Below are 20418 nucleotides of genomic sequence, written 5' to 3'. Positions count from 1 at the left end.
ATGTTTGTCAGGAGCCCGGCGAGAGTTCGGAAAAAGGCAACGTTTAGTATCCGGTGCATGACGGTGCCGCCTGAGGAACCCCGACCGGCCGCCGAGTTCCCGCCGACCACGCGTGAGCGGTGGCGGGAGCTGGCGCTCGGGGTGTTGCGCAAGTCCGGGGTCGAGACCGGTTCCCCGGAGGAGGCGTTGGCCTCCACCACGTACGACGGTGTGACGATCGCGCCACTCTACGACGCGTCCGACCTGCCCGGTGATCCCGGCCTTCCAGGATCCGCCCCCTACATCCGGGGCTCCGCCCCCGAGGGGGGCTGGGAGGTGCGGCAGCGCCACGAGGTGCCCGATCCCGAGGCGATCCTCACCGACCTGGAGAACGGTGTCACCTCGCTGTGGCTCACCCTCGACCCCGAGGACCTGCCGCGAGCCCTGGAGCGGGTCCACCTGGATCTGATCTCGGTCACGCTCGACGCGGGCAAGCGGACCCGCGAGGCGGCCGAGGTGCTCATCGGGCTGGCGGGTGAGAAGGCCGGCACGCTGAAGGGGAACCTGGGAGCCGACGCGCTCGCCGACGCGGAGACCGCGATCGAGCTGGCCCGCCGCTGCGTTCGAAGCCACCCCGGCCTCAGGGCCGTCACGGTGGACGCCACCGCCTACCACGACGCGGGAGGCGGTGACGCCGAGGAGCTCGGCTGCTCCCTCGCCGCCGGGGTCGCCGCGCTGCGTACCCTGACCGGCGCGGGCCTGACCGTGCCCGAGGCGTTCGGGCAGCTGGAGTTCCGGTACGCGGCCACCGCCGATCAGTTCCTCACCATCGCCAAGCTCCGGGCCGCCCGCCGGCTCTGGGCGCGCGTCACCGAGGTGTGCGGCGCCCCCGACGGGGGACAGCGGCAGCACGCGGTGACCGGCTCGGCCATGATGACCGCCCGCGATCCGTGGGTGAACATGCTCCGCACCACGCTCGCCTGCTTCGCGGCCGGGACCGGCGGGGCCGACGCGGTGACCGTCCAGCCCTTCGACGCCCGCCTCGGCCTTCCGGACGCCTTCGCCCGCCGCATCGCGCGCAACACCCAGTCGCTGCTCGTGGAGGAGGCCGGTGTGGCCCGGGTGATCGACCCGGCCGGGGGCTCCTGGTACGTCGAGCGGCTCACCGAGGATCTGGCCTCCAGCGCCTGGGAATGGTTCCAGGAGATCGAGCGCGCCGGGGGCATCGGGGCCGCCGAGGGCTCCACGCTCGTCGCCGAACGGCTCGCCGCCACCTGGGAGCGGCGTTCGGCCGCCATCGCCAGGCGCCGCGACCCGATCACCGGTGTCAGCGAGTTCCCCGACCTCGCCGAGAAGCCTCTGGTCAGGCAGGCCAGGCCCACCGGGGATACCGGGGTGCACTACGCGCAGGAGTTCGAGGCGTTGCGCGACCTGGCCGACGCCCAGGCGAGCCGGCCGAAGGTCTTCCTGGCGACCATCGGCCCGGTGGCCGCGCACACCGCCAGGGCGTCGTTCGCGGCCAACCTGTTCCAGGCGGGTGGTATCGCCACCGTGGCCGGTGGCGCCGCGACGGACCCCGCGGAGATCGCCGCCGCGTTCTCCGCGGCCGGTACCGAGGTCGCGTGCCTGTGCTCCAGCGACCGGCTGTACGCCGAGCACGCCGAGGCGGTGGCCGCCGCGCTGAGGGGCGCGGGGGCGCGCAGGATCTGGCTGGCAGGAAAGGGCGGGTTCGAGGGCGTGGACGCCAACCTCTACACCGGGTGCGACGCGCTCGGCGCGCTCCGGACGACCTTCGAAGACCTGGGGGTGGCTCGATGATTCCCGACTTCTCCGAGATCGAACTCGGCACGCGACCGGCGGTGGCCGCCCCGGCCGCGGCGGACGGACCTCGTGGCCCGGTGTGGGAGACGCCCGAGGGGATCGAGGTGAAACCGCTCTACACCGCCGCGGACACCGATGGTCTCGACTTCCTGGGGACCTACCCCGGCGTCGCGCCCTACCTGCGCGGCCCGTACCCGACCATGTACGTCAACCAGCCGTGGACCATCCGGCAGTACGCCGGGTTCTCCACCGCGAGTGAGTCCAACGCCTTCTACCGGCGTAACCTGGCCGCCGGGCAGAAGGGGCTGTCGGTCGCCTTCGACCTGGCCACCCACCGGGGCTACGACTCCGACCACCCGCGCGTCGCCGGGGACGTCGGCATGGCGGGCGTGGCCATCGACTCCATCTACGACATGCGGCAGCTGTTCGACGGGATCCCCCTCGACAAGATGAGCGTGTCGATGACCATGAACGGCGCGGTGCTTCCGGTGCTCGCGCTCTACGTCGTGGCCGCCGAGGAGCAGGGGGTGGCACCCGAGCAGCTCGCCGGGACCATCCAGAACGACATCCTCAAGGAGTTCATGGTCCGCAACACCTACATCTACCCGCCGGGCCCCTCGATGCGGATCATCTCCGACATCTTCGCGTACACCAGCGAGAGGATGCCGAAGTTCAACTCGATCTCGATCTCCGGGTACCACATCCAGGAGGCCGGGGCCACGTGTGACCTGGAGCTCGCCTACACCCTCGCAGACGGGGTGGAGTACCTGCGGGCGGGTGTCGAGGCGGGCATGGACATCGACAGGTTCGCGCCGCGCCTGTCGTTCTTCTGGTGCATCGGCATGAACTTCTTCATGGAGGTCGCCAAGCTGCGGGCCGCCCGGCTGCTCTGGTCGCGGCTGGTGTCCGGGTTCGACGCGAAGAACCCCAAGTCGCTCTCGCTGCGGACCCACTCGCAGACCTCCGGCTGGTCGCTCACCGCCCAGGACGTCTACAACAACGTCGTCCGCACCTGCGTCGAGGCGATGGCCGCCACCCAGGGCCACACCCAGTCGCTGCACACCAACGCCCTGGACGAGGCGCTGGCCCTGCCCACCGACTTCTCCGCGCGGATCGCCCGCAACACCCAGCTGCTGCTCCAGCAGGAGTCGGGCACCTGCCGGGTGATCGACCCCTGGGGCGGTTCCTACTACGTCGAGCGGCTCACCCACGAGCTGGCGGCCAAGGCATGGGCCCACATCGAGGAGGTGGAGGCCGCCGGGGGCATGGCGAAGGCGATCGACGCCGGGCTGCCCAAGCTCCGCATCGAGGAGGCCGCCGCCCGTACCCAGGCGCGCATCGACTCCGGGCGCCAGCCGGTCATCGGCGTCAACAAGTACCGGCCCGACGCCGACGAGCCCATCGAGGTGCTCAAGGTCGACAACACCTCCGTACGCGCCCAGCAGCTCGACAAGCTGCGCCGCCTGCGCGCCGAGCGCGACCCCGAGCGGGTGGAGGAGGCATTGACGGCACTCAGCAAGGGGGCCGCGAGCGACGGGAACCTGCTCGCGCTGGCGATCGAGGCGGCCCGTGCGATGGCCACGGTCGGGGAGATCTCCGACGCCCTGGAGCGGGTGTTCGGGCGGCACGCGGCACAGATCCGTACGATCACCGGCGTGTATCGTGAGGAGGTGGGATCAGGCGTGGACACGGTCCGCGAGGCGTGCGCCGAGTTCGAGCGGCTGGAGGGCCGCCGCCCCCGCATCCTGGTGGCGAAGATGGGCCAGGACGGTCATGACCGGGGCCAGAAGGTGATCGCCACGGCCTTCGCCGACCTCGGCTTCGACGTGGACGTCGGCCCGCTGTTCCAGACGCCCGAGGAGGTCGCCCGGCAGGCGGTCGAGGCGGACGTGCACGTGGTCGGCGTGAACTCGCTGGCCGCCGGCCACCTCACGCTCGTGCCTGCGCTCCGCGAGGCGCTGGCCGAGCTGGGCGCGGAGGACGTCATGATCGTGGTCGGCGGCGTCATCCCGCCGGGCGACTTCGACGAACTGCGCGCCGCGGGCGCGAGCGCGATCTTCCCACCCGGCACCGTCATCGCCGACGCGGCCAGGGGACTGCTGGCGGACCTGCTCACCCGGCTGGGTCATGACGCGCACGCTTGACGACTACGTCCAGGGGGTGAAGGAGGGCTCCAGGGTGTGGATCGCGCGGGCGATCACACTGGTGGAGTCCTCCAGGGCCGACCACAGGGAACTGGCCCAGCGGCTGCTGGTCGAACTGACCCCGCTGGCCGGTGCGGCGCGCAGGGTCGGCATCACCGGTGTGCCCGGCGTCGGCAAGTCCACGTTCGTCGACGCGCTCGGCACGTTGCTGACCGGGGAGGGCCACCGGGTGGCGGTGCTCGCCGTCGACCCGTCCTCGACCCGTACCGGCGGGAGCATCCTGGGTGACAAGACCAGGATGTCCCGCCTGGCGGCCGACCCGGCAGCCTTCATCCGCCCCTCGCCCACCTCGGGCACCCTGGGCGGGGTCGCCAGGGCGACCCGCGAGGCGATGGTCGTGGTGGAGGCGGCCGGGTACGACGTCGTCCTGGTGGAGACCGTCGGCGTCGGCCAGTCGGAGACCACCGTCGCCGACATGGTCGACACCTTCCTGCTGCTCACCCTGGCCAGGACGGGCGACCAGCTCCAGGGCATCAAGAAGGGGGTGCTGGAGCTGGCCGACGTGATCGCGATCAACAAGGCCGACGGAGCCGAGGGCAGCCCCCACGAGCTGGACGCGCGCAGGGCCGCCAGGGAACTCGCCGGCGCGCTCCACCTGCTCGGCGCGGAGCGTACGCCTCCGGTGCTCACCTGCAGCGGGCTGACCGGTAACGGCCTGGAGGAGCTCTGGCTCCAGGTCGTCAGGCACCGCGACGCCCTGGAGGCCTCGGGGGAGCTCGCCGAGCGCCGCCGCCGCCAGCAGGTCCGCTGGACCTGGGCCATGGTCACCGACCGGCTGCTCACCCGGCTCCGTGAGCACCCGGGGGTCGCGGCGATCATCGCCGAGATGGAACGCGAGGTCGCCGAGGGTGAACTCACCCCCTCGCTGGCCGCCGACCGCATCCTCGCGGCCTTCGGCAGGGGCGACTGACGGCTCCGGGCGCGAATCTCCGGTAACCCTGGGTGACATCGGGTGACGGCGCGCTGGGGAGCTGATCCGTCATTTAAGCCGCCGTGTTAAGCGCATGTTAACGAAGCTCGTGTCCGAAACGGGCAGGGTTTATATCAAATACGAGCTTGATCACTTCTGGTAGGTCATGTGATACTTCATGTGAAGACTTACCAATGATGTGATGTGATGCGCTTTAGTACGTAAATCCGGTACTGAGACAGGCGAGGAGACCCGGAGTACTCTGGAAGGATTTCGGTCGGCCGGTTCTGATCCGCTGGTCGGCCAGTCGTTATCCATGCACCGGGTGGGAGCGGGACAAGTGGAATGTCCCCGTTTCCGAACGCTGCCGCGCTCACCCGCGCGGACGGTTGTCTCACGCTGCGCGAATTCACATCACGTGAGGTGGGAGACGTTTGCCTATGTCCGTCGACGTGCATACCGGTCCCGGTCGCCGAGTGAGATCCATTCCGATACGCCAGGCCCTGCCGAAGCTGCTCCGTGAACCGGCGGGCGCGCTCGCCGAGTTCGCCCGGGAGGCCGGCGGGGAGGTCGTCCGGCTGGAGTTGGGACCGTTCCGCCCCTACCTGGTCACCCATCCCGACCACGTCCAGCAGGTGATGCGCGTCGAATGGACGAACTACCGGCGCCTGGGGATGTTCTGGCGCCCCCTGGAGCGGCTCTTCGGGCACAGCATCATGAGTGACGGCGAGCACTGGCAGAACAGCCGGAAGGTCCTGCAGCCGCTGTTCACCACGCGGTACATCGCCACGATCGCCGAGGAGGTGTCCAGGCGCGTCGCCGGGCGCGTCCAGGAGTGGGACGGGTACGTCCAGTCGGGGCGCGACTTCGACGCGGCCACGGAGATGTCCGGGATCCTCAGCTACATCGTCAACCGGGTGCTGTTCGGGGACAAGCTGAACCGGGAGGACGGGGAGCGCATCATCCCCGCCTTCGACCGGGTGTCCCACTCGCTTGTCTACCGGATCCTCATGCCGTTCATGCCGTATTTCATCCGGATCCCCGGCGACCGGGCCTTCCTGAAGGCCGTCAGGGAGATCGACGACGTGGTCTTCCCCGTGGCGAGAAAGGCGATGGCCGACCCCGACGACAACGTCGACGTCATCTCCGTGCTCTGCCGGTCCGTCGACGAGAACGGCGACAGGCTCACCGAGAAACAGATCCGCGACGCCCTGGTCAGCGTGTACGCCGCGTCGTCGGAGACCACCGCGATGGTCCTCACCTGGCTGTGGCTGCTGCTGGACGAGCACCCGGACGTCGAGGCCAGGCTCCAGGCGGAGATCGACGAGGTGGTGGGCGCGGGGCCGGCCCGCCCAGAGCACATCCCCCACCTCACCTACACCCGCATGGTCCTTCAGGAGACCCTGCGCCTGTACCCGGCGGGCTGGCTGCTCCCTCGCATGGTCATGGAGGACGCGGAGATCGGCGGTGTGCGGATCAAGGCCGGCTCGACGGTGCTGGTAACCCCGTACGCCACCCAGCGGCTTGAGGAGTTCTGGGAGCGCCCGGACGAGTTCGACCCCGAGCGGTTCGCGCCCGGCAGGTCCGAGAGCGAGGAGCGCAGGCACAGGTACGCCTACTTCCCCTTCGGCGGCGGGCCGCACAAATGCCTGGGCGAGCCCCTGTTCTACATTGAGGCGCCGCTCGTGGTCGCGAGCATCCTCAGCCGGTTCCGGATGTCGGTGCGCACACCGGGGCCGTTCATCACGGGGTGGGCCGCCTCGCTGCGCCCCAAGGGCAAGGTCGAGCTGGGCGTATCCTCCGCCCGGCACGATCAGGGCGGGGTCTTGCGATGACGGCGCGACTCGACCCCGGCATCCGGCCGGAGGCCATGGAGGCGACGGCCGCCGGGACGATCTGCGCCCGCGCCGGCCGCTCCCAGCGGGACATGCGCGAGTGGGCGGAGACCTATCCCGGCCTGTTCTCCGCGAAGCCCTTCGACGCGGCCCTGTACAGCACCCTCTCGCTCGCCATGGCGTTCGGCGGGCCCTGGTTCACCGCCGAGCAGCTGCGGATGGCGAACAAGACCTCCCTGTGGGCGTTCGGGCTGGACTGGCTCGTCGACTACGTCGCCACCTCGCCGGCCGAGGTGGCGGACATCTCCCGGCGATGCCTGGACGTGGCCGCCGGGGGTCCGCCGGTCCCCGGCGACGACCTCACCCGCATGCTCGCCGGCATCCGCGACGAGCTCGCCTCCTCGCCGGTCTTCCCCGAGCTCGGGCCGATCTGGCGTGACGAGCTGGAACGCATGCTGGACGGGATGCTCGTGGAGTGGCGCTGGAAGAGCGACAAGGTCGTGCCGACCTTCGAGGAGTATCTCGGCAACGCCGACAACCTCGGCTTCTCCTTCGTGTTCGCCGCCCACTGGATCCACGTCACGGGCCGGGGCGCGGTCGCGGACGTCGGCCCGCTGCGCGAGGCGGGCTGGGCCGTGCAACGGGTCATCCGCCTCCTCAACGACCTGGGCACCTACGAGCGGGACGTCGCCTGGGGAGACCTCAACGTCCTGCTGCTCGACATCGGCCGCGCCGAGGTGGAGCGGCGGATCGCCGAGCTGGCGGCCCGGAGCAGGGAGCTGGTCGCCCCGCTTCGGGAGGCCCATCCGGAGCTGGCGGGCTACATGGAACGGCAGATGGACTTCTGCGCCGGTTTCTACCAGGTCGGTGACTACTGGGGGACGTTGTGAGCATCGACGACCTGTCCGCCCCCGCGGCGCTCGACATCTCGCCGGAGATCGGCCGGAGGGTCCCTACCGGGTCCGACGCCGGGAGCGGCACGAAGACCGGCACCGGGCCAGGCGACGGGATCGACATGGTCGCCGAGGCGCGCGAGCTGGTCGCCGGGCTGCTGGCCCAGCCCTGGGGGCAGGTGTCCGCCTCCCCGTACGAGACCGGCCGGGTGGTGAGCCTGGCCCCGTGGCTGGCCGGGCACGCCGAGCGGGTCGGGTTCCTGCTCGCCACCCAGCGGCCGGACGGCGGCTGGCACTCATCCGGCGACCATGCCCTGGTCCCCACGCTGAGCGCGGTCGAGGCGCTGCTGGCCGAGATCGGGCGCGGCGCCTCCGCCGACCTCGACCTGCTCGCCAAGGCGGCCGACCGCGGGCTGGAGGCCGTGAGGAAGCGGTTCCGCCGCGCCGAGTCCCTGCCGGACACGCCCGCGATCGAGCTCATCGTGTCGTCCCTGCTCTCCCTGATCGACGGTCACCTCGGCGGGGCGGGGCCGAAACCGCCCCCGGGCATGGACGGTGCCAAGTTGGCCTCGGTCAGGGCGTGGCTGACGTCGGGCGCGGAGATCCCGCAGAAGCTGGTCCACGCCCTTGAGGTCGCGGGGGCGGAGGCGACGGCGGCCTCCGGGATCCTTCCCACGCCGATGCCCGGCGGGATGGCCGCCGTCGGTGCCTCGCCCGCGGCCGGCGCGGCCTGGCTGGCCGCGTCGCCCGGCTCCAGGCCAGGCCAGGAGGCGGCCGTACGGCGTTACCTGGAGGCGGTCGTGGCCTCCACCGGCGGGCCGGTGCCCTGCGCCCTCCCCATCAGCGTGTTCGAGCGCGGCTGGACGCTCAGCTGGCTGCGGCGCGCGGGAATCCCGGTGGACGTGTCACCGGAGCTGGTCGCGAGCCTGCGGGACGGGCTCGGTCCCGAGGGGGCCGCCACGGGGCCCGGTCTTCCCGCGGACGCCGACACCACCTCCGTCGCCCTGTACGCGCTGGCGCTGATCGGCGAGCCACGCGAGCCCGAGGGGTTGTGGCCGTTCGAGACGGAGACCCACTTCTGCACCTGGCGCGGAGAGGAGGGAATGTCCCCGACGACCAACGCGCACGTGCTCGACGCCTTCGGCGAGTACCTGCGCCGGTGCGGGGGGGAGCCCCGCCACGAGGCCGTCGTGACCAAGCTGGCCGGGTGGCTGCGTGACCGCCAGGAGGCGGACGGCAGCTGGACGGACCGCTGGCACGTCTCGCCGTACTACGCCACCGCCTGCTGCGCCATCGCGCTGCACGAGTTCGGCGGTGAGGAGTCGGTGGGCGCGGTGGACAGGGCACTGGAGTGGGTGTTCGGCACCCAGCGCGCGGACGGGTCGTGGGGCCGGTGGGAGGGCACCGCGGAGGAGACCGCCTACGCGCTGCAGACCCTGCTGCTGACCGGCGCGGCGCGGGGGGAGCGGTGGCGGGAGGCCGTGGAACGTGGATACCGCCGCCTGGCGGCCACCCGCGACGGCGAGGCGCCGTCGCTCTGGGTCGACAAGGACCTGTACCTGCCGGTGGCGATCGTCAGGGCGGCCGTTCTGGGCGCGCTTCACCTGGCACGGCGCGGGCTCTCACTTCCGGAGACGACTCGTATTGAGAATTGACGATGAATGCGAAACGGGACAGAAGGGTACATCTGCTCTGTCCCGCCTTGAGTGTGTTTAGTGACATTGCTAGGGTTCGGCGGGTGTGATGCGGGATGTCCCGCTGATCCGTGCGATGCGGCGACCGTTTGACCTATGTGCGTCGACTGCCGCAAAAAGTGCCGTCTATTTTCTTTCTGCTTCCCGGGGTGGACACCATGCGCTTGCGTAACGCGAGCTTGCGGACCAAGGTCACGGCACTTCTGGTGTCGCTCACCGCGCTTTGGGCGTTCACGGCATGGGTGACGGTCCGTGACGGTGTGAACATGCTGGGCGTGGCGACCCTCAACACCGACGTGGCGGAGCCGAGCGAGCGGCTCATCGTCGAGGTGCAGGCCGAACGAAGGCTTACCGCGATCACGCTGGGCGCGGGCGGCACGGAACACCGGCGCGACGCGCTGGCCGCCCAGCGCGGGCGCACCGACGCCGCGGGCGCGAACTTCCGGGAGCTCACCGCCGGTAGCAGCGTGCAGCTTCTGGGAAGCTCGGCCCTGCAACGCCGTATCGCCGAGACGCGCCGGTTGCTGGACGACCTGGCCGCCGCGCGCAAGGCGATCGACGCGGGCCGGGTCAACCGGACCTGGGCCGCCGAGGAGTTCACCGACATCGTCGACTCCATCTTCCGCGTCTACGACTCGCTGGCCACGCTGGACGACGAGGAACTCGCCAAGGACACCCGCACGCTCATCGAGATGAACCGGGCCCGGGACATGCTCTCCCAGGGGGACGCCCTGGTGATGGGCGCCTTGACGGCGGGCCGGTTCGCCGACGGCGAGCAGGTCAGATTCACGCAGATCGTCGGCACGCGGCGTTTCCTCCTCGCCGATGCGGTGGCCGAGCTGCCCGCTGCCGACCAGGAGGCCTACCGGCGGCTGGCCGCCGGCGAGCAGTTCACCCGGCTGAGAGCCATGGAGGAGCAGCTGATCGGGGGCGCGAGCGTGGTGTCGACCGGAATGGTCGACGTCACGCGGTGGAGCTCCGACGCCCAGCCCGCACAGACCAAGCTGACGGAGACGGTGCTCACGGCCGGCAGCGGCGTGGTCGAGCGGTCGGGCCCGGTCGCGGCCGGCGTGATCGTGCGGCTTGCGCTGGCCGGCGGCCTGGGCCTCGTGGCCGTCATCGCCTCGGTCGTCCTGGCCATCACCACGGCCCGCGCCCTGGTCCAGCAGCTGGAGAAGCTGCGGGCCGCCGCCTGGGAGCTCGCCAACGAGAGGCTGCCCTCCGTGGTCGAGCGGATCGGCCACGGGCAGATCGTGGACATCGAGGCGGAGGCGCCGCCACTCAAGTTCGGCGACGACCAGATCGGGCAGGTCGGCCAGGCGTTCAACGCCGTGCAGCAAACCGCGATCAAGGTCGCGGCGGAGCAGGCCCAGTTGCGCCGTGACATCGCCGACATCCTGCGCAACCTCGCCCGCCGCACCCAGTCGCTCGTGCACCGCCAGCTGGGCGTGCTCGACATCATGGAGCGGCGCGAGAACGACCCGCAGGAGTTGCGCGACCTGTTCCGGCTCGACCACCTGGCGACCCGGATGCGGCGCTACGCGGAGAACCTCCTCGTCCTCTCCGGTGCGGCGCCCGGCCGGGCCTGGCGCGAGGCGGTCCCGATGATCGACGTGGTCCGCGGCTCGCTCGCCGAGATCGAGGACTACACCCGGGTCGACGTGATGCCCCTGGGAGAGGTGGCGCTGGACGGCCGGGCCGTGAGCGACGTCATCCACCTGATCGCCGAACTCGTCGAGAACGCCGCCTCCTTCTCACCGCCCTACACCACGGTCCAGGTCGGCGGGCACCTCGTGGCCCACGGCTACGCGCTGGAGATCGAGGACCGGGGGCTGGGCATGAGCGCCGCGGACATCGCGAGCGCCAACGAGCGGATCGCCAACCCCCCGGAGCTCAAGCTCTCCGGCAACGCCAGGCTGGGCCTGTACGTCGTCAGCCGCCTGGCCGAACGGCACAACGTCCGGGTGGCCTTCAAGGCGTCCCCGTACGGCGGCACGACCGTCGTCGTCCTCATCCCACAGGACCTGATCAACGAGGAGGGGCCGGGCGCCTCCGTCGGCGTCGGCGTGCCGCAGGCACGCCCGGCGAGCACCGGCGAGATGAACGGCACCACGTCCGCGGTCGCCGCGGTCCGCAGCAGGGTCGGCGATCCCCTGGGCATCGCCGGTGGTCCCGTGCGGGCCGGCGGCGCCGAGGGAGAGCCCGTCGGCGAGCCCGTCCTGGGGGCCTGGCCCGAGGCGTGGGAACCCGCGTCTCCTGGTCGCTTCGCCGACCAGGGTCTCGCCGCTCAGGCGCCCGCGGAGGGGTTCGCCGATCCCGCGGCACTCAGGCGGCTGCCCGACTCCGGAGCACCTATGAGCCTGCCCGACTTCACGAACCCCGGACATCCCGCCTCACCGGGCGCGCCTGCGGGCGGAGCCCTCGACGGCTCCGCGGCTCCCGGACGTCCGGGAGGCCCAGGGGGGGCACCGCCGCCCGTGCTGCCCCCGCCCGACAGCAGCCACACACCGGGCGGCCTCCCGAGACGCGTTCCCCAGACACATCTCGCCGCCCCGCTGCAGGACGACGAGCCGGCGGCGCCGGTGCCTCCGGACGACGGTGGCGCCGACGAACGCTCCCCGGAGATGATCCGCGCGGCCATGACGTCCTTCCAGACGGGCACGCGCCGCGGCCGCGACGTCGCGGCCCAGTTGACCAGGCAGGACGGCGACCCCGTGAACGAGGGTGGGCCTGCCGTGTGACCCCAATATTTGATCTTGAGTCGCGCGTGCCAGGTTCGGTGCCGACGAGGCGCCGAGGGCCGGCGACGGAACATCGGCAGGCAGAAGGAGAGGACAACGAGTGGTGCAGGGAACAGGATCTTTCACGGACCTGGCCTGGTTGCTGGACGACCTGGTCTCGCGGGTGGAGGAAGCTCAGCACGGAATCGTGTTCTCCACGGACGGCCTGCTGCTGGCGGCCTCGGCCGGATTCCCTCCCGCCGACGCCGAGCACCTGGCCGCCGTCGGGTCGGCGATCCAGAGCCTGGGCCGCGGGGTCAGCGACCGGGTCGGCGGCGGGCCGATGCGCCAGACCATCATCGAGATGCGGACCGCGTACCTGATCGTGACGGCAGCCGGGAAAGGGGCGTGCCTGGCGGTGCTCTGCGGCGCCGACGCCGACGTCGGCCTGGTCGCCTACGAGATGGCCATGCTCGTCACCCGCGTCGGCCAGTACCTCACCTCGCCCACCCGGACTGCCGACACCTCCTTCAGAGGCGACGGCACGCGATGAGCATCTTCGACGAGCAGCCCGAGGCCCAGTGGGTCGGGGACGAGGCAGGGCCGATCGTCAGGCCGTACATCCTGACGCGAGGCAGGACCGAACCGACCCGCGGTAGGTTCGACCTCATCACCCTGGTGGTGACCATCCGGCAGGTCTCGTCGAGGGAGCCAGGACTGGACCCGGAGTGCCTGGCCATCGTCCGGCTCTGCCAGTTGGCCCAGTCGGTCGCGGAGATCGCCGCCCACATGAACCTTCCGGCAGGCACGGTCCGCGTCCTGCTCAGTGACCTGCTCGACCAGGGATTCATCGCTATACAAGAACCGCATTCGGAGACGGATATGCACGACGAGAGGTTGTACAGGGCGGTGCTCGATGGACTCCGCGCGCTCTAGCCGTGACGCCGGGCGCGCGAAGATGCCCAAGGCGATCAAGATCCTGGTCGCCGGAGGGTTCGGCGCGGGCAAGACCACGCTGGTCGGCGCGGTCTCCGAGATAGAGCCGCTGCGCACCGAGGAGACCCTGAGCGACCGGGGCATAGGCGTCGACGACCTGTCGGGCGTGGAGACCAAGCAGACCACCACCGTCGCGATGGACTTCGGCCGGATCACCATCGGCGACGACTACCGCCTCTACCTGTTCGGCACGCCGGGGCAGGAGCGCTTCTGGTTCCTCTGGGACGAGCTGGCGCTGGGCGCGCTGGGCGCGGTGGTCCTCGCCGACACCCGCAGGCTGGCCGACTGCTTCCCCTCGCTCGACTACTTCGAGCGGCGCGAGACGCCCTTCATCGTCGCGGTCAACTGCTTCGACGGGGCCCGTCACTACGAACTCGACGAGGTCAGGCTCGGGCTGACCCTCCACGAGGACATCCCGATCGTGCTGTGCGACGCCAGGCAGCGGGAGTCGGGCAAGGAGGTGCTCATCGCCCTCGTGGAGCACGCGATGCGGATGCGGCTGGGCACGACATCCCCGCAGGGGAGTGCCGAACCCTCCGCGGAGCGGACCGGGACCCGCTGACGAGCATGCCCCCTTCCGGGACGGGCGGGGCTCCACCGAGCCCGTCTTCTCGCTCGCCGACCACCTTGACCTGATCGGCCGGGCCAGAGAGGTCTACCGGGACGCCTGACCTGACGGCGCGCGACCGGAGCCGCTCTTCGGGAGTGCGCACAGGATGGGACATGCGAGGCTTGTCAGCATGAATCGCCTGGCTGAGGTTGACCTGTCACGGAAACTCACCAAGAAAGAGGCCTCCGAGCGTCTCGACGCCGCTCTCGAACGCCTGCTCCACCTGCGGCTCACGCTCGGCGGCCAGGTCGGCGAGCAGCGCATCGGTCCACCGCTGTGCGTGGTCTTCGAAGGGTGGGACGCCTCGGGCAAGGGAGGTGCCATCAAGCGGCTGGTGCGCCCGCTGGACCCGCGCCACGTTCGCGTCGCACAGTTCGCCGCGCCGACCTACGACGAGAAGCGCCACCACTTTCTGTGGCGGTTCTGGCCGGTCCTGCCCGGCTGGGGCGGGATGACCGTGCTCGACCGCTCCTGGTACGGCCGGGTGCTGGTGGAGCGGGTCGAGGGCTTCGCCACCGAGGAGCAGTGGTCCCGCGCGTACGGAGAGATCGTGGAGTTCGAGCGGACCCTCGTGGCCGAGGGCATGATCATGGTCAAGTTCTGGATGCACGTCTCCGAGGACGAGCAGCTCCGGCGCTTCCAGGACCGGGCCGGCGACCCGCTGCGGGCGTGGAAGCTCACGGACGAGGACTGGCGCAACCGCGAGAAGCGTCCGCTGTACGAGGCCGCCGTGGAGGACATGCTCGCACATACCGACCACCCGAAGGCGCCGTGGCACGTGGTCCCCGGCGACGACAAACGCCTGGCCCGGGTCACGGTGGTGGAGACCGTCTGCGCCGCGATCGAGGCCGAACTCACCGCCCGGGGCTACAGGCCGACGACCCCCTCCGGGGCGGAGGGGATGGCGGACGACTAGCGAGACCGTGTCGTTAAAAGGGCGGAGGGGATGGCGGACGACTAGCGAGACCGTGTCGTTAAAAGGGCGGAGGGGATGGCGGACGACTAGCGAGACCGTGTCGTTAAAGCCGTTCTGACGAGAAGTATGGAGGTGGTGGAGACGTGCCACGCACCGTGGATCGGGGTAGGCGGCAGAATCAAATGACCGTCCATTCGTCGGTCATTGTTCTTCGTCATCGCGGGAGGGGACGCATGCGGTTGAGCTCGCGGCTGAGCAGGCTGGACCGGAGGGTGTTCGCCATGGTGGCGAGCGCGAGGTTGCCCGGTCTTGAACGTGTGGTGCCCGCGCTGTCACGCGCGGCGGACAACTCCCTGCTGTGGGCCGGGGTGGCCGGGGCGTTCGCGGTCAGTGGGCGCCGGCCGCTGCGCCGCGCCGCGACCAGGGGGCTGCTCGCGGTCAGCCTGGCCAGCCCGCTGGTCAACCTGGTCGGCAAGCAGGCCTTCCGCCGGAACCGGCCGTCGGCCGAAGGGCTCCCGCTCGCCCGGATGATCAAGATGCCCACTTCGGCGTCGTTTCCCTCGGGCCACTCCGCCTCGGCCGCCGCCTTCGCCGCGGCCGTGGCGATGGAGGCGCCCCGAGCGGTCGCGGTCCCTGTCGGGCTTCTCGCGGCCGCCGTCTGCTTCTCCCGCGTCTACACCGGTGTGCACTATCCGGGCGACGTACTCGCGGGGGCCGGGATCGGCGTGGTGGCGGGACTGGCCACCCGCCGTATCTGGCCCGACGCGGGAGAGGCGGGGCACGCCCGTGCCGCCCTGACGGCGCCCTCCGTGCTGCTCGATCCGGAGGGCGAGGGGGCGGTCGCCGTGGTCGACGGCTCAGCCGACGCCGCCGCGGGAACGGCCGAGACGCTACGCACGGCCCTTCCCCGGGCCGAGATCGTCGAGGTGGCGCCAGGTGCCGACCTCGGGGCCGCCGTGCGGGACGCCGCTTCGCGGGCCAAAGTGCTCGCGGTGGCCGGGGGAGACGCCGTGGTCAATCTCGCCGCACAGGAGACGACGGGCGCGGCGACCCCGCTGCTGGTCGTTCCCACGAGCCTCCGCGGTCGGTTCGCCCGCGCGCTCGGAGTCGAGACCGCCCAGGAGGCGGTTGAGGCGTACCACAGCGGTGACCTCGTGGCTGTCGACGTCGGCGAGGTCGCGGGCCGGAGGTTCGTCAACTCCGTCAGTGTGGGCCTCCACCAGGCGCTGGTGGAGAGCGGGGAGCGACGGCAGAGCCGGGTCGGCACGTGGCCCGCGCTGTTCTGGGCCATGGCCGAGGTACTCGGCCCGGGGGGCGCGCGGCCGGTGGATCTCGTCGTGGACGGTGTGCCCAGGCGTGTCTGGACGGTGTTCGTGGGCAACTGCCGTTACGAGGCGCGCGGTGGCGCTCCCGCCAGACGGCAACGGCTGGAAGACGGTCTGCTGGACATCCGTGTGCTCACCGCCGCCGACCGGCTGCCCCGGGTGCGGGTATTCCTCAGCCTGCTGGCCGCAAGGGTGAATCTCTCACGCCACTACCAGCAGTGGCAGGCCGACACGCTGTGCCTTTCGGCCCCCTCGGGACGACTGCGGCTGGCGTGCGACGGTGAGACGTTCACGGTCACGGGCGAGGCGGAGTTCACCAAGCGCCCGCGGTCGCTCCTCGTGGTCCGGCCGACCGGCTGAGATCCGGACGAGGTCTCGGCTGCGATCGGGTTCCGCGCCGGCCGCCTTCGGCGACCGGCGCGGAACATCCTGATCTGTTGGCGCGGGTTCACTGCCGGAGCTGTCCCGGCCGTTGGGCGGGCGCCGGTGTTTCTACCGCCTCATCGCTTGGCACGTGCGGTGTCGAATGCCTCTGGCGATGGTCTCTGCGGCTGTCGGTGGATCAGCCTCCGCCTCCGCCTCCGCCGCCGCCTCCTCCTCCGCCGCCGCCGCCTCCACCGCCGCTGCGGTCGCCGCCGCCGCCTCCGCCGCCGCCTCCGCGGTTGCCGCCTCCGCCGCCGCCACCTCCACCGCCGCCGACGATGTTGGTGTTGGTGTTGACGTTGCTGACATTGGCGCCGCCTCCGCCTCCGCCTCCGCCTCCGCCTCCGCCACCGCCACCGCCGCCGCCTCCACCGCCTCCGCCGCCACCACCACCACCGCCTCCGCCACCGCGCCTGGCGAAGCATCTCGCGGGATTCTTGTGGAACCTGCAGGGCTTCTCAGCGGAGATGAGGGTGGTCGTGACGACCTCCTGTGCCACGGTGCCCGCACTGGCGGGCTGGGCCGACATCGCTACGGGGGCGGCGAGGGTTGAGACGACCATCGCGCCGGCTGCGAGCATGTTCCTAAGGATGATCATGAGAGATCACTCCCTGCCGAATTGGTGGAACCCTGGGAGATACCCGGGCTGCCAAGACGCCTGAGCCGGTATCGAGGACGACACCTGCACAGCGTCTGGATCTGACTCACGCTAGGTGCGAAGCGTGAGAACGGTCATCTCAGGGAGGCAAAGGTAGCGGTTCAGTCTGATTGCCCTCGGGTTCCCGGCAAGAATTGATCAGAGGCGTTTAATCACTCTGAGCTACACCTCCGGTGACGAGGGTAGTTGTTTTCAAATGTCTCCTGATCCGATGGCATGGTTTTCCGGGAACTCCTCATGGCACGGGCGGTCTTCTGGCGCGAAAACCTTGTTTAGGTAAACCGCGGAGCCTTCCGTCGCACACTCCAGCGGGAGCCGGGCCGACACGGAGCACGCGCCGGCAGGCATGGGGGGAACATGCCGGCGCCCCGGCCCTCCAGGTGAGGTGGGGGTAGATCATGCTGTCCTGCCCGCAGTGGTGAGCATGACCTCAAACCGCCATATCGGAGCCCTGGGAGCCGGAGGGTGCCTGAGACTCCGGCGTATTTTACGAATGTCCCGCGGCCGGTCCGGGCGTTGGGGGTCTACCGGCGCGCGCCTGTCATCGTCGGTCACGACCTGCGGTTCCTGAGGTCCGCCGGTATCACACGACGGCCGTCCATGAATCTGGAGGGGGCCCGAGCAGTTAGGAGACGGACGCGAAGACCGCGATCTCGCCGTGAGATCGCGGTCTCTGTGTCCCTCCGGCCCGGATCAGGTCGAGAAGAGCATCCCCACCCAGCTGCGCTGGCGGTGGTGACCGTAGTGACCGTGGTGCGGTGCGCCCCAGCCGGGAGCGCCGTGCACGGGCGGCGGCGGAGGAGGAGGAGGCGGAGCAGCATGGGACTGCTGTGACCACTGGCTCTCCATGCGGGTCAGCGTCTCAAGCTCGCCGTAGTCCAGGAAGATTCCGCGACAGCTCTCGCACTGGTCGATGTGGACGCCGTTGCGCTCGTAAGTGCGCATGGCACCCCGACACTTGGGGCACTGCATCTGGCTGCTCTCCTTGTTCGGGCCTGGTTGCCAAGTAACCACAACCTACTGCGTGGGCACAGCATGGCAGGCGCTTCTGTGCCGGACAATCCTCAGGCACGCCTCAACGAGGATCTCCTCGACCTCGTCCAGGGGGCGCCCCGCCCGCCCGGCGGTGGACACCGCCGCCGCCGCGAGCTGTACGGTCATCGCCTGCGCCGGGATATCCAGTCGTTCCCACGGGTCACCGTCCGGTGGAACGGCGACCCCGCCCGCGGCGCGGTAGGCATCCAGGAAGCGGTGCCACACCTGTGGTTCCAGCAGTCCGGCCGCGAACCAGGCGGCGGGCCTGGACAGGTCCCATGCCTGGTCGCCGATGCCCAGGTCGTCGATGTCGATGAGGATCCACTCGTCAGGCGCGCGGACCATCTGGCCCATGTGCCAGTCGCCGTGGGTCAGGCCGCCGGGGCCCGCGGAGGGGAAGGGCAGGCAGCTGAAGGCCCGGCGTACCGCCAGCTCGGCGGCGGAGCGGTCGCCCAGGCGGGCGACCGTCGCGGCCACCCGGCTCGGCCCTCCCGCGTCTCCCAGCGGGGGCAGGGCCCGCGCGGGTACGGTGTGCAGCCGTGCCAGCAGCCGGGCGGCGGCCTCCCAGGGCGCCGCGTCCGGATCCTCGTGATCCACCGGAGTTCCGGCGGGCCAGACGGTGATCAGCCGGTCCTCGACGGTCATGACCTCCTCGGTCACCGGCTGGAGCATGATCCCGCGCAGCGCCGGGTGGGCGGTGGCCCGCATCCGCTCCGCCAGCGGCTCCCGCTCCGCTCCCGGCGCGTGCGCCTTGACCACGATGGAGCCGGCCCGCAGGATGATCACGTCTGGCCTGGTCGGCAGCACGGTGGCGGGCACACCGCCGTATCCGACGCCGATCCGGCGCAATTTGTCGATCAGGTCGTCGCTGTTCACCGGGCAAGTGAACCACTCGATCCATGATCCTTCCGGGCTGCCGCATAAAGTACGGGATATGAGGATCGGTTTTGCGGTGCCGGTATCGGGATCATGGGCGACGCCGGGCAACATGACGCGGGTCGCCCGCAGGGCCGAGGAGCTCGGCTACCCCGAGGTGTGGACCTTCCAGCGCCTGCTCTATCCGCAGCGTCACGACATGGGCCCGGTCTACCGCAGCGTGCACGACCCGGTGGTCACGCTCGCCTACCTGGCGGGGTTGACGAGCCGGATCAGGCTCGGGGTCGCGGTGCTCAACATGCCGTTCGCCTCGCCCGCGCTGCTGGCCAAGCAGCTGGCGAGCCTGCAGGCGGTCTCCGGCGGGCGGCTTGACGTGGGACTCGGGCTGGGCTGGCTGCCCGAGGAGTTCGCTGCCTCGGGGGTGTCGTTCGAGCGGCGCGGACGGCGTGGGGAGGAGTTCGTCACGCTGCTGCGGCGCCTGTGGACGGAGGAGACCGTGGAGCACAGCGGCGAGTTCTACGAACTGCCGGCCGCGTACCAGGACCCCAAACCGCCCACCGTGCCGCCGATCCTGCTGGGCGGGTCGGCGGAGGTGGCGCTGCGGCGCGTCGGGCGGCTGGCGGACGGCTGGATCAGTTCGAGCCGAGAAGACCTCGACAACATCGACAAGAAGATCTCCATCGTCAAGGAGGCGGCTCGTGACGCCGGGCGCGATCCCGAGGCGCTGCGCTTCGTCACCCGGGGTGTCACCCGCATACGCCCTTCCGGGGCGGCCGGACGCGAACCGCTGACCGGCTCGTTCGAGGAGATCAGGCAGGACGTCGACAGGCTCGCCGCCAAGGGGGTCACCGACGTCTTCCACGACCTCAACTTCGATCCGGAGATCGGATCGCCCGATGCCGACCCCGAGGAGTCGATGTACCGGGCGGAGGCGGCACTGGAGGCACTCGCGCCCTGATCAAGCGTTTGGTTCGATAGGGGCATGAGGGCACAGGAGATGGCAGACCGGCTGGAGATCGGCGAGTTGCTCGCCAGATACGCCTACGCGGTGGACACCGGAGACTGGGAACGGCTCGATCTGGTCTTCACCCCGGACGCGGTGATCGACTACACCTCGGCGGGCGGCATCAGGGGCAGCAGGGACGAGGCGCGGCGATGGCTCGCCGAGGTGCTGCCGACCTGGCCGGGACGCCAGCACCTGATCGGGGCGATGACCATCAGGTTCGACGGGGACGAGGCGGCGGTCACCGCCTCGTTCACCGACACGCTCGCGCCGTCCAGGGACATGATCGCCGCCGACACCGCAGGGCTCATCCGCGGCGGCGGCTGGTACCACCACCGCCTGGTCCGCACCATGTACGGCTGGCGCAGCAGAGAACTGATCGAGGAACAGACCTGGCGGACCATGTGTTAGTCCGCGGTCCCTGGGTCTTTCGCCCACCGTTCCCCGCCACGGCAAGATCCGAGGGACAGGGTCCGGCGGGGAACCGGTCGAAGGGCGGTCCGGCGCCGCGCGGCGGCCG

At 70.7% G+C, this 20418-nt stretch carries 17 protein-coding genes; 14 read left to right on the top strand and 3 right to left on the bottom strand.

Features of this window, described 5'->3' with window-relative positions:
• Positions 1-57 precede the first annotated feature (57 nt).
• The 12 genes from OG884_RS01085 (at position 58) to OG884_RS01030 (ending at position 16263) form a co-directional block, all read left to right on the top strand.
• Positions 58-1797 carry a methylmalonyl-CoA mutase family protein gene (locus OG884_RS01085; RefSeq protein ID WP_326641191.1) on the top strand — a complete coding sequence of 580 codons (1740 nt, stop codon included), beginning with the start codon at positions 58-60 and terminating at the stop codon, positions 1795-1797.
• Complete coding sequence (gene scpA, locus OG884_RS01080; protein ID WP_326641189.1) at positions 1794-3944, top strand: methylmalonyl-CoA mutase; 2151 nt, start codon at positions 1794-1796, stop codon at positions 3942-3944. The genes OG884_RS01085 and scpA overlap by 4 nt, the downstream gene beginning before the upstream one ends.
• Positions 3928-4914 carry a methylmalonyl Co-A mutase-associated GTPase MeaB gene (gene meaB / locus OG884_RS01075; protein ID WP_326641187.1) on the top strand — a complete coding sequence of 329 codons (987 nt, stop codon included), beginning with the start codon at positions 3928-3930 and terminating at the stop codon, positions 4912-4914. The genes scpA and meaB overlap by 17 nt, the downstream gene beginning before the upstream one ends.
• Before the next feature lie 476 nt (positions 4915-5390).
• A complete protein-coding gene (locus OG884_RS01070; protein WP_326641185.1) occupies positions 5391-6749 on the top strand; it encodes a cytochrome P450 in 1359 nt (452 codons plus the stop codon).
• Entirely contained in the window at positions 6746-7639 is an 894-nt protein-coding gene (locus tag OG884_RS01065; protein ID WP_326641183.1) for a terpene synthase family protein, read from the top strand. The genes OG884_RS01070 and OG884_RS01065 overlap by 4 nt, the downstream gene beginning before the upstream one ends.
• Complete coding sequence (locus tag OG884_RS01060) at positions 7636-9297, top strand: prenyltransferase/squalene oxidase repeat-containing protein (RefSeq protein ID WP_326641181.1); 1662 nt, start codon at positions 7636-7638, stop codon at positions 9295-9297. Before OG884_RS01065 ends, OG884_RS01060 begins: the two co-directional genes overlap by 4 nt.
• Positions 9298-9494: 197 nt before the next feature.
• Complete coding sequence (locus OG884_RS01055) at positions 9495-12077, top strand: sensor histidine kinase (protein ID WP_326641179.1); 2583 nt, start codon at positions 9495-9497, stop codon at positions 12075-12077.
• A gap of 100 nt (positions 12078-12177) precedes the next feature.
• Positions 12178-12609 (top strand): roadblock/LC7 domain-containing protein, encoded by a 432-nt coding sequence (locus tag OG884_RS01050; RefSeq protein WP_326641177.1) that lies wholly within the window; start codon positions 12178-12180, stop codon positions 12607-12609.
• Entirely contained in the window at positions 12606-12992 is a 387-nt protein-coding gene (locus OG884_RS01045) for a DUF742 domain-containing protein (RefSeq protein ID WP_326641175.1), read from the top strand. Before OG884_RS01050 ends, OG884_RS01045 begins: the two co-directional genes overlap by 4 nt.
• Positions 12973-13614: a GTP-binding protein gene (locus OG884_RS01040; RefSeq protein WP_326641173.1), complete on the top strand. Its 642-nt coding sequence runs from the start codon at positions 12973-12975 to the stop codon at positions 13612-13614. The genes OG884_RS01045 and OG884_RS01040 overlap by 20 nt, the downstream gene beginning before the upstream one ends.
• A 178-nt stretch (positions 13615-13792) precedes the next feature.
• Positions 13793-14578: a polyphosphate kinase 2 family protein gene (locus OG884_RS01035; RefSeq protein WP_326641171.1), complete on the top strand. Its 786-nt coding sequence runs from the start codon at positions 13793-13795 to the stop codon at positions 14576-14578.
• Positions 14579-14811: 233 nt separating this feature from the next.
• Positions 14812-16263 carry a bifunctional phosphatase PAP2/diacylglycerol kinase family protein gene (locus OG884_RS01030; RefSeq protein ID WP_326641169.1) on the top strand — a complete coding sequence of 484 codons (1452 nt, stop codon included), beginning with the start codon at positions 14812-14814 and terminating at the stop codon, positions 16261-16263.
• 202 nt (positions 16264-16465) lie between these two features.
• Here OG884_RS01030 and OG884_RS01025 read toward each other — a convergent pair whose 3' ends face one another.
• From OG884_RS01025 to OG884_RS01015, 3 genes are all read right to left on the bottom strand, one after another.
• Positions 16466-16924, bottom strand: coding sequence for a hypothetical protein (locus OG884_RS01025; RefSeq protein ID WP_326641167.1), 459 nt, complete (start codon positions 16922-16924; stop codon positions 16466-16468).
• A 753-nt stretch (positions 16925-17677) separates the two neighbouring features.
• Entirely contained in the window at positions 17678-17956 is a 279-nt protein-coding gene (locus tag OG884_RS01020; protein WP_326641165.1) for a TFIIB-type zinc ribbon-containing protein, read from the bottom strand.
• Between the two features lie 45 nt (positions 17957-18001).
• The gene (locus OG884_RS01015) at positions 18002-18895 is read right to left on the bottom strand and encodes a phosphotransferase family protein (protein ID WP_326641164.1); all 894 of its coding nucleotides are present in this window, start codon (positions 18893-18895) and stop codon (positions 18002-18004) included.
• A 58-nt stretch (positions 18896-18953) separates the two neighbouring features.
• On the opposite strand from OG884_RS01015, the gene OG884_RS01010 reads away from it, so the two are divergent.
• Together OG884_RS01010 and OG884_RS01005 are read left to right on the top strand one after the other, a co-directional pair.
• Positions 18954-19853 (top strand): TIGR03619 family F420-dependent LLM class oxidoreductase, encoded by a 900-nt coding sequence (locus OG884_RS01010; RefSeq protein WP_326641162.1) that lies wholly within the window; start codon positions 18954-18956, stop codon positions 19851-19853.
• Positions 19854-19877: 24 nt separating this feature from the next.
• Positions 19878-20309, top strand: a complete 432-nt coding sequence (locus OG884_RS01005) for a nuclear transport factor 2 family protein (RefSeq protein WP_326641160.1) — start codon at positions 19878-19880, stop codon at positions 20307-20309.
• The last annotated feature ends 109 nt before the right edge of the window (positions 20310-20418 follow it).

The sequence above is a fragment of the Streptosporangium sp. NBC_01755 genome (assembly GCF_035917995.1).
Taxonomy (GTDB): domain Bacteria; phylum Actinomycetota; class Actinomycetes; order Streptosporangiales; family Streptosporangiaceae; genus Streptosporangium.
Note: the sequence above shows the minus strand (reverse complement) of the source record. Positions and strands in the feature narration are given on the sequence as shown.

Coding starts and splice junctions, on each gene's coding strand:
- OG884_RS01085 (WP_326641191.1), top strand. CDS start 58: ATGACGGTGCCGCCTGAGGAACCCCGACCGGCCGCCGAGTTCCCGCCG.
- scpA (WP_326641189.1), top strand. CDS start 1,794: ATGATTCCCGACTTCTCCGAGATCGAACTCGGCACGCGACCGGCGGTG.
- meaB (WP_326641187.1), top strand. CDS start 3,928: ATGACGCGCACGCTTGACGACTACGTCCAGGGGGTGAAGGAGGGCTCC.
- OG884_RS01065 (WP_326641183.1), top strand. CDS start 6,746: ATGACGGCGCGACTCGACCCCGGCATCCGGCCGGAGGCCATGGAGGCG.
- OG884_RS01055 (WP_326641179.1), top strand. CDS start 9,495: ATGCGCTTGCGTAACGCGAGCTTGCGGACCAAGGTCACGGCACTTCTG.
- OG884_RS01045 (WP_326641175.1), top strand. CDS start 12,606: ATGAGCATCTTCGACGAGCAGCCCGAGGCCCAGTGGGTCGGGGACGAG.
- OG884_RS01040 (WP_326641173.1), top strand. CDS start 12,973: ATGGACTCCGCGCGCTCTAGCCGTGACGCCGGGCGCGCGAAGATGCCC.
- OG884_RS01035 (WP_326641171.1), top strand. CDS start 13,793: ATGAATCGCCTGGCTGAGGTTGACCTGTCACGGAAACTCACCAAGAAA.
- OG884_RS01030 (WP_326641169.1), top strand. CDS start 14,812: ATGCGGTTGAGCTCGCGGCTGAGCAGGCTGGACCGGAGGGTGTTCGCC.
- OG884_RS01025 (WP_326641167.1), bottom strand. CDS start 16,924: ATGATCATCCTTAGGAACATGCTCGCAGCCGGCGCGATGGTCGTCTCA.
- OG884_RS01020 (WP_326641165.1), bottom strand. CDS start 17,956: ATGCAGTGCCCCAAGTGTCGGGGTGCCATGCGCACTTACGAGCGCAAC.
- OG884_RS01010 (WP_326641162.1), top strand. CDS start 18,954: ATGAGGATCGGTTTTGCGGTGCCGGTATCGGGATCATGGGCGACGCCG.
- OG884_RS01005 (WP_326641160.1), top strand. CDS start 19,878: ATGAGGGCACAGGAGATGGCAGACCGGCTGGAGATCGGCGAGTTGCTC.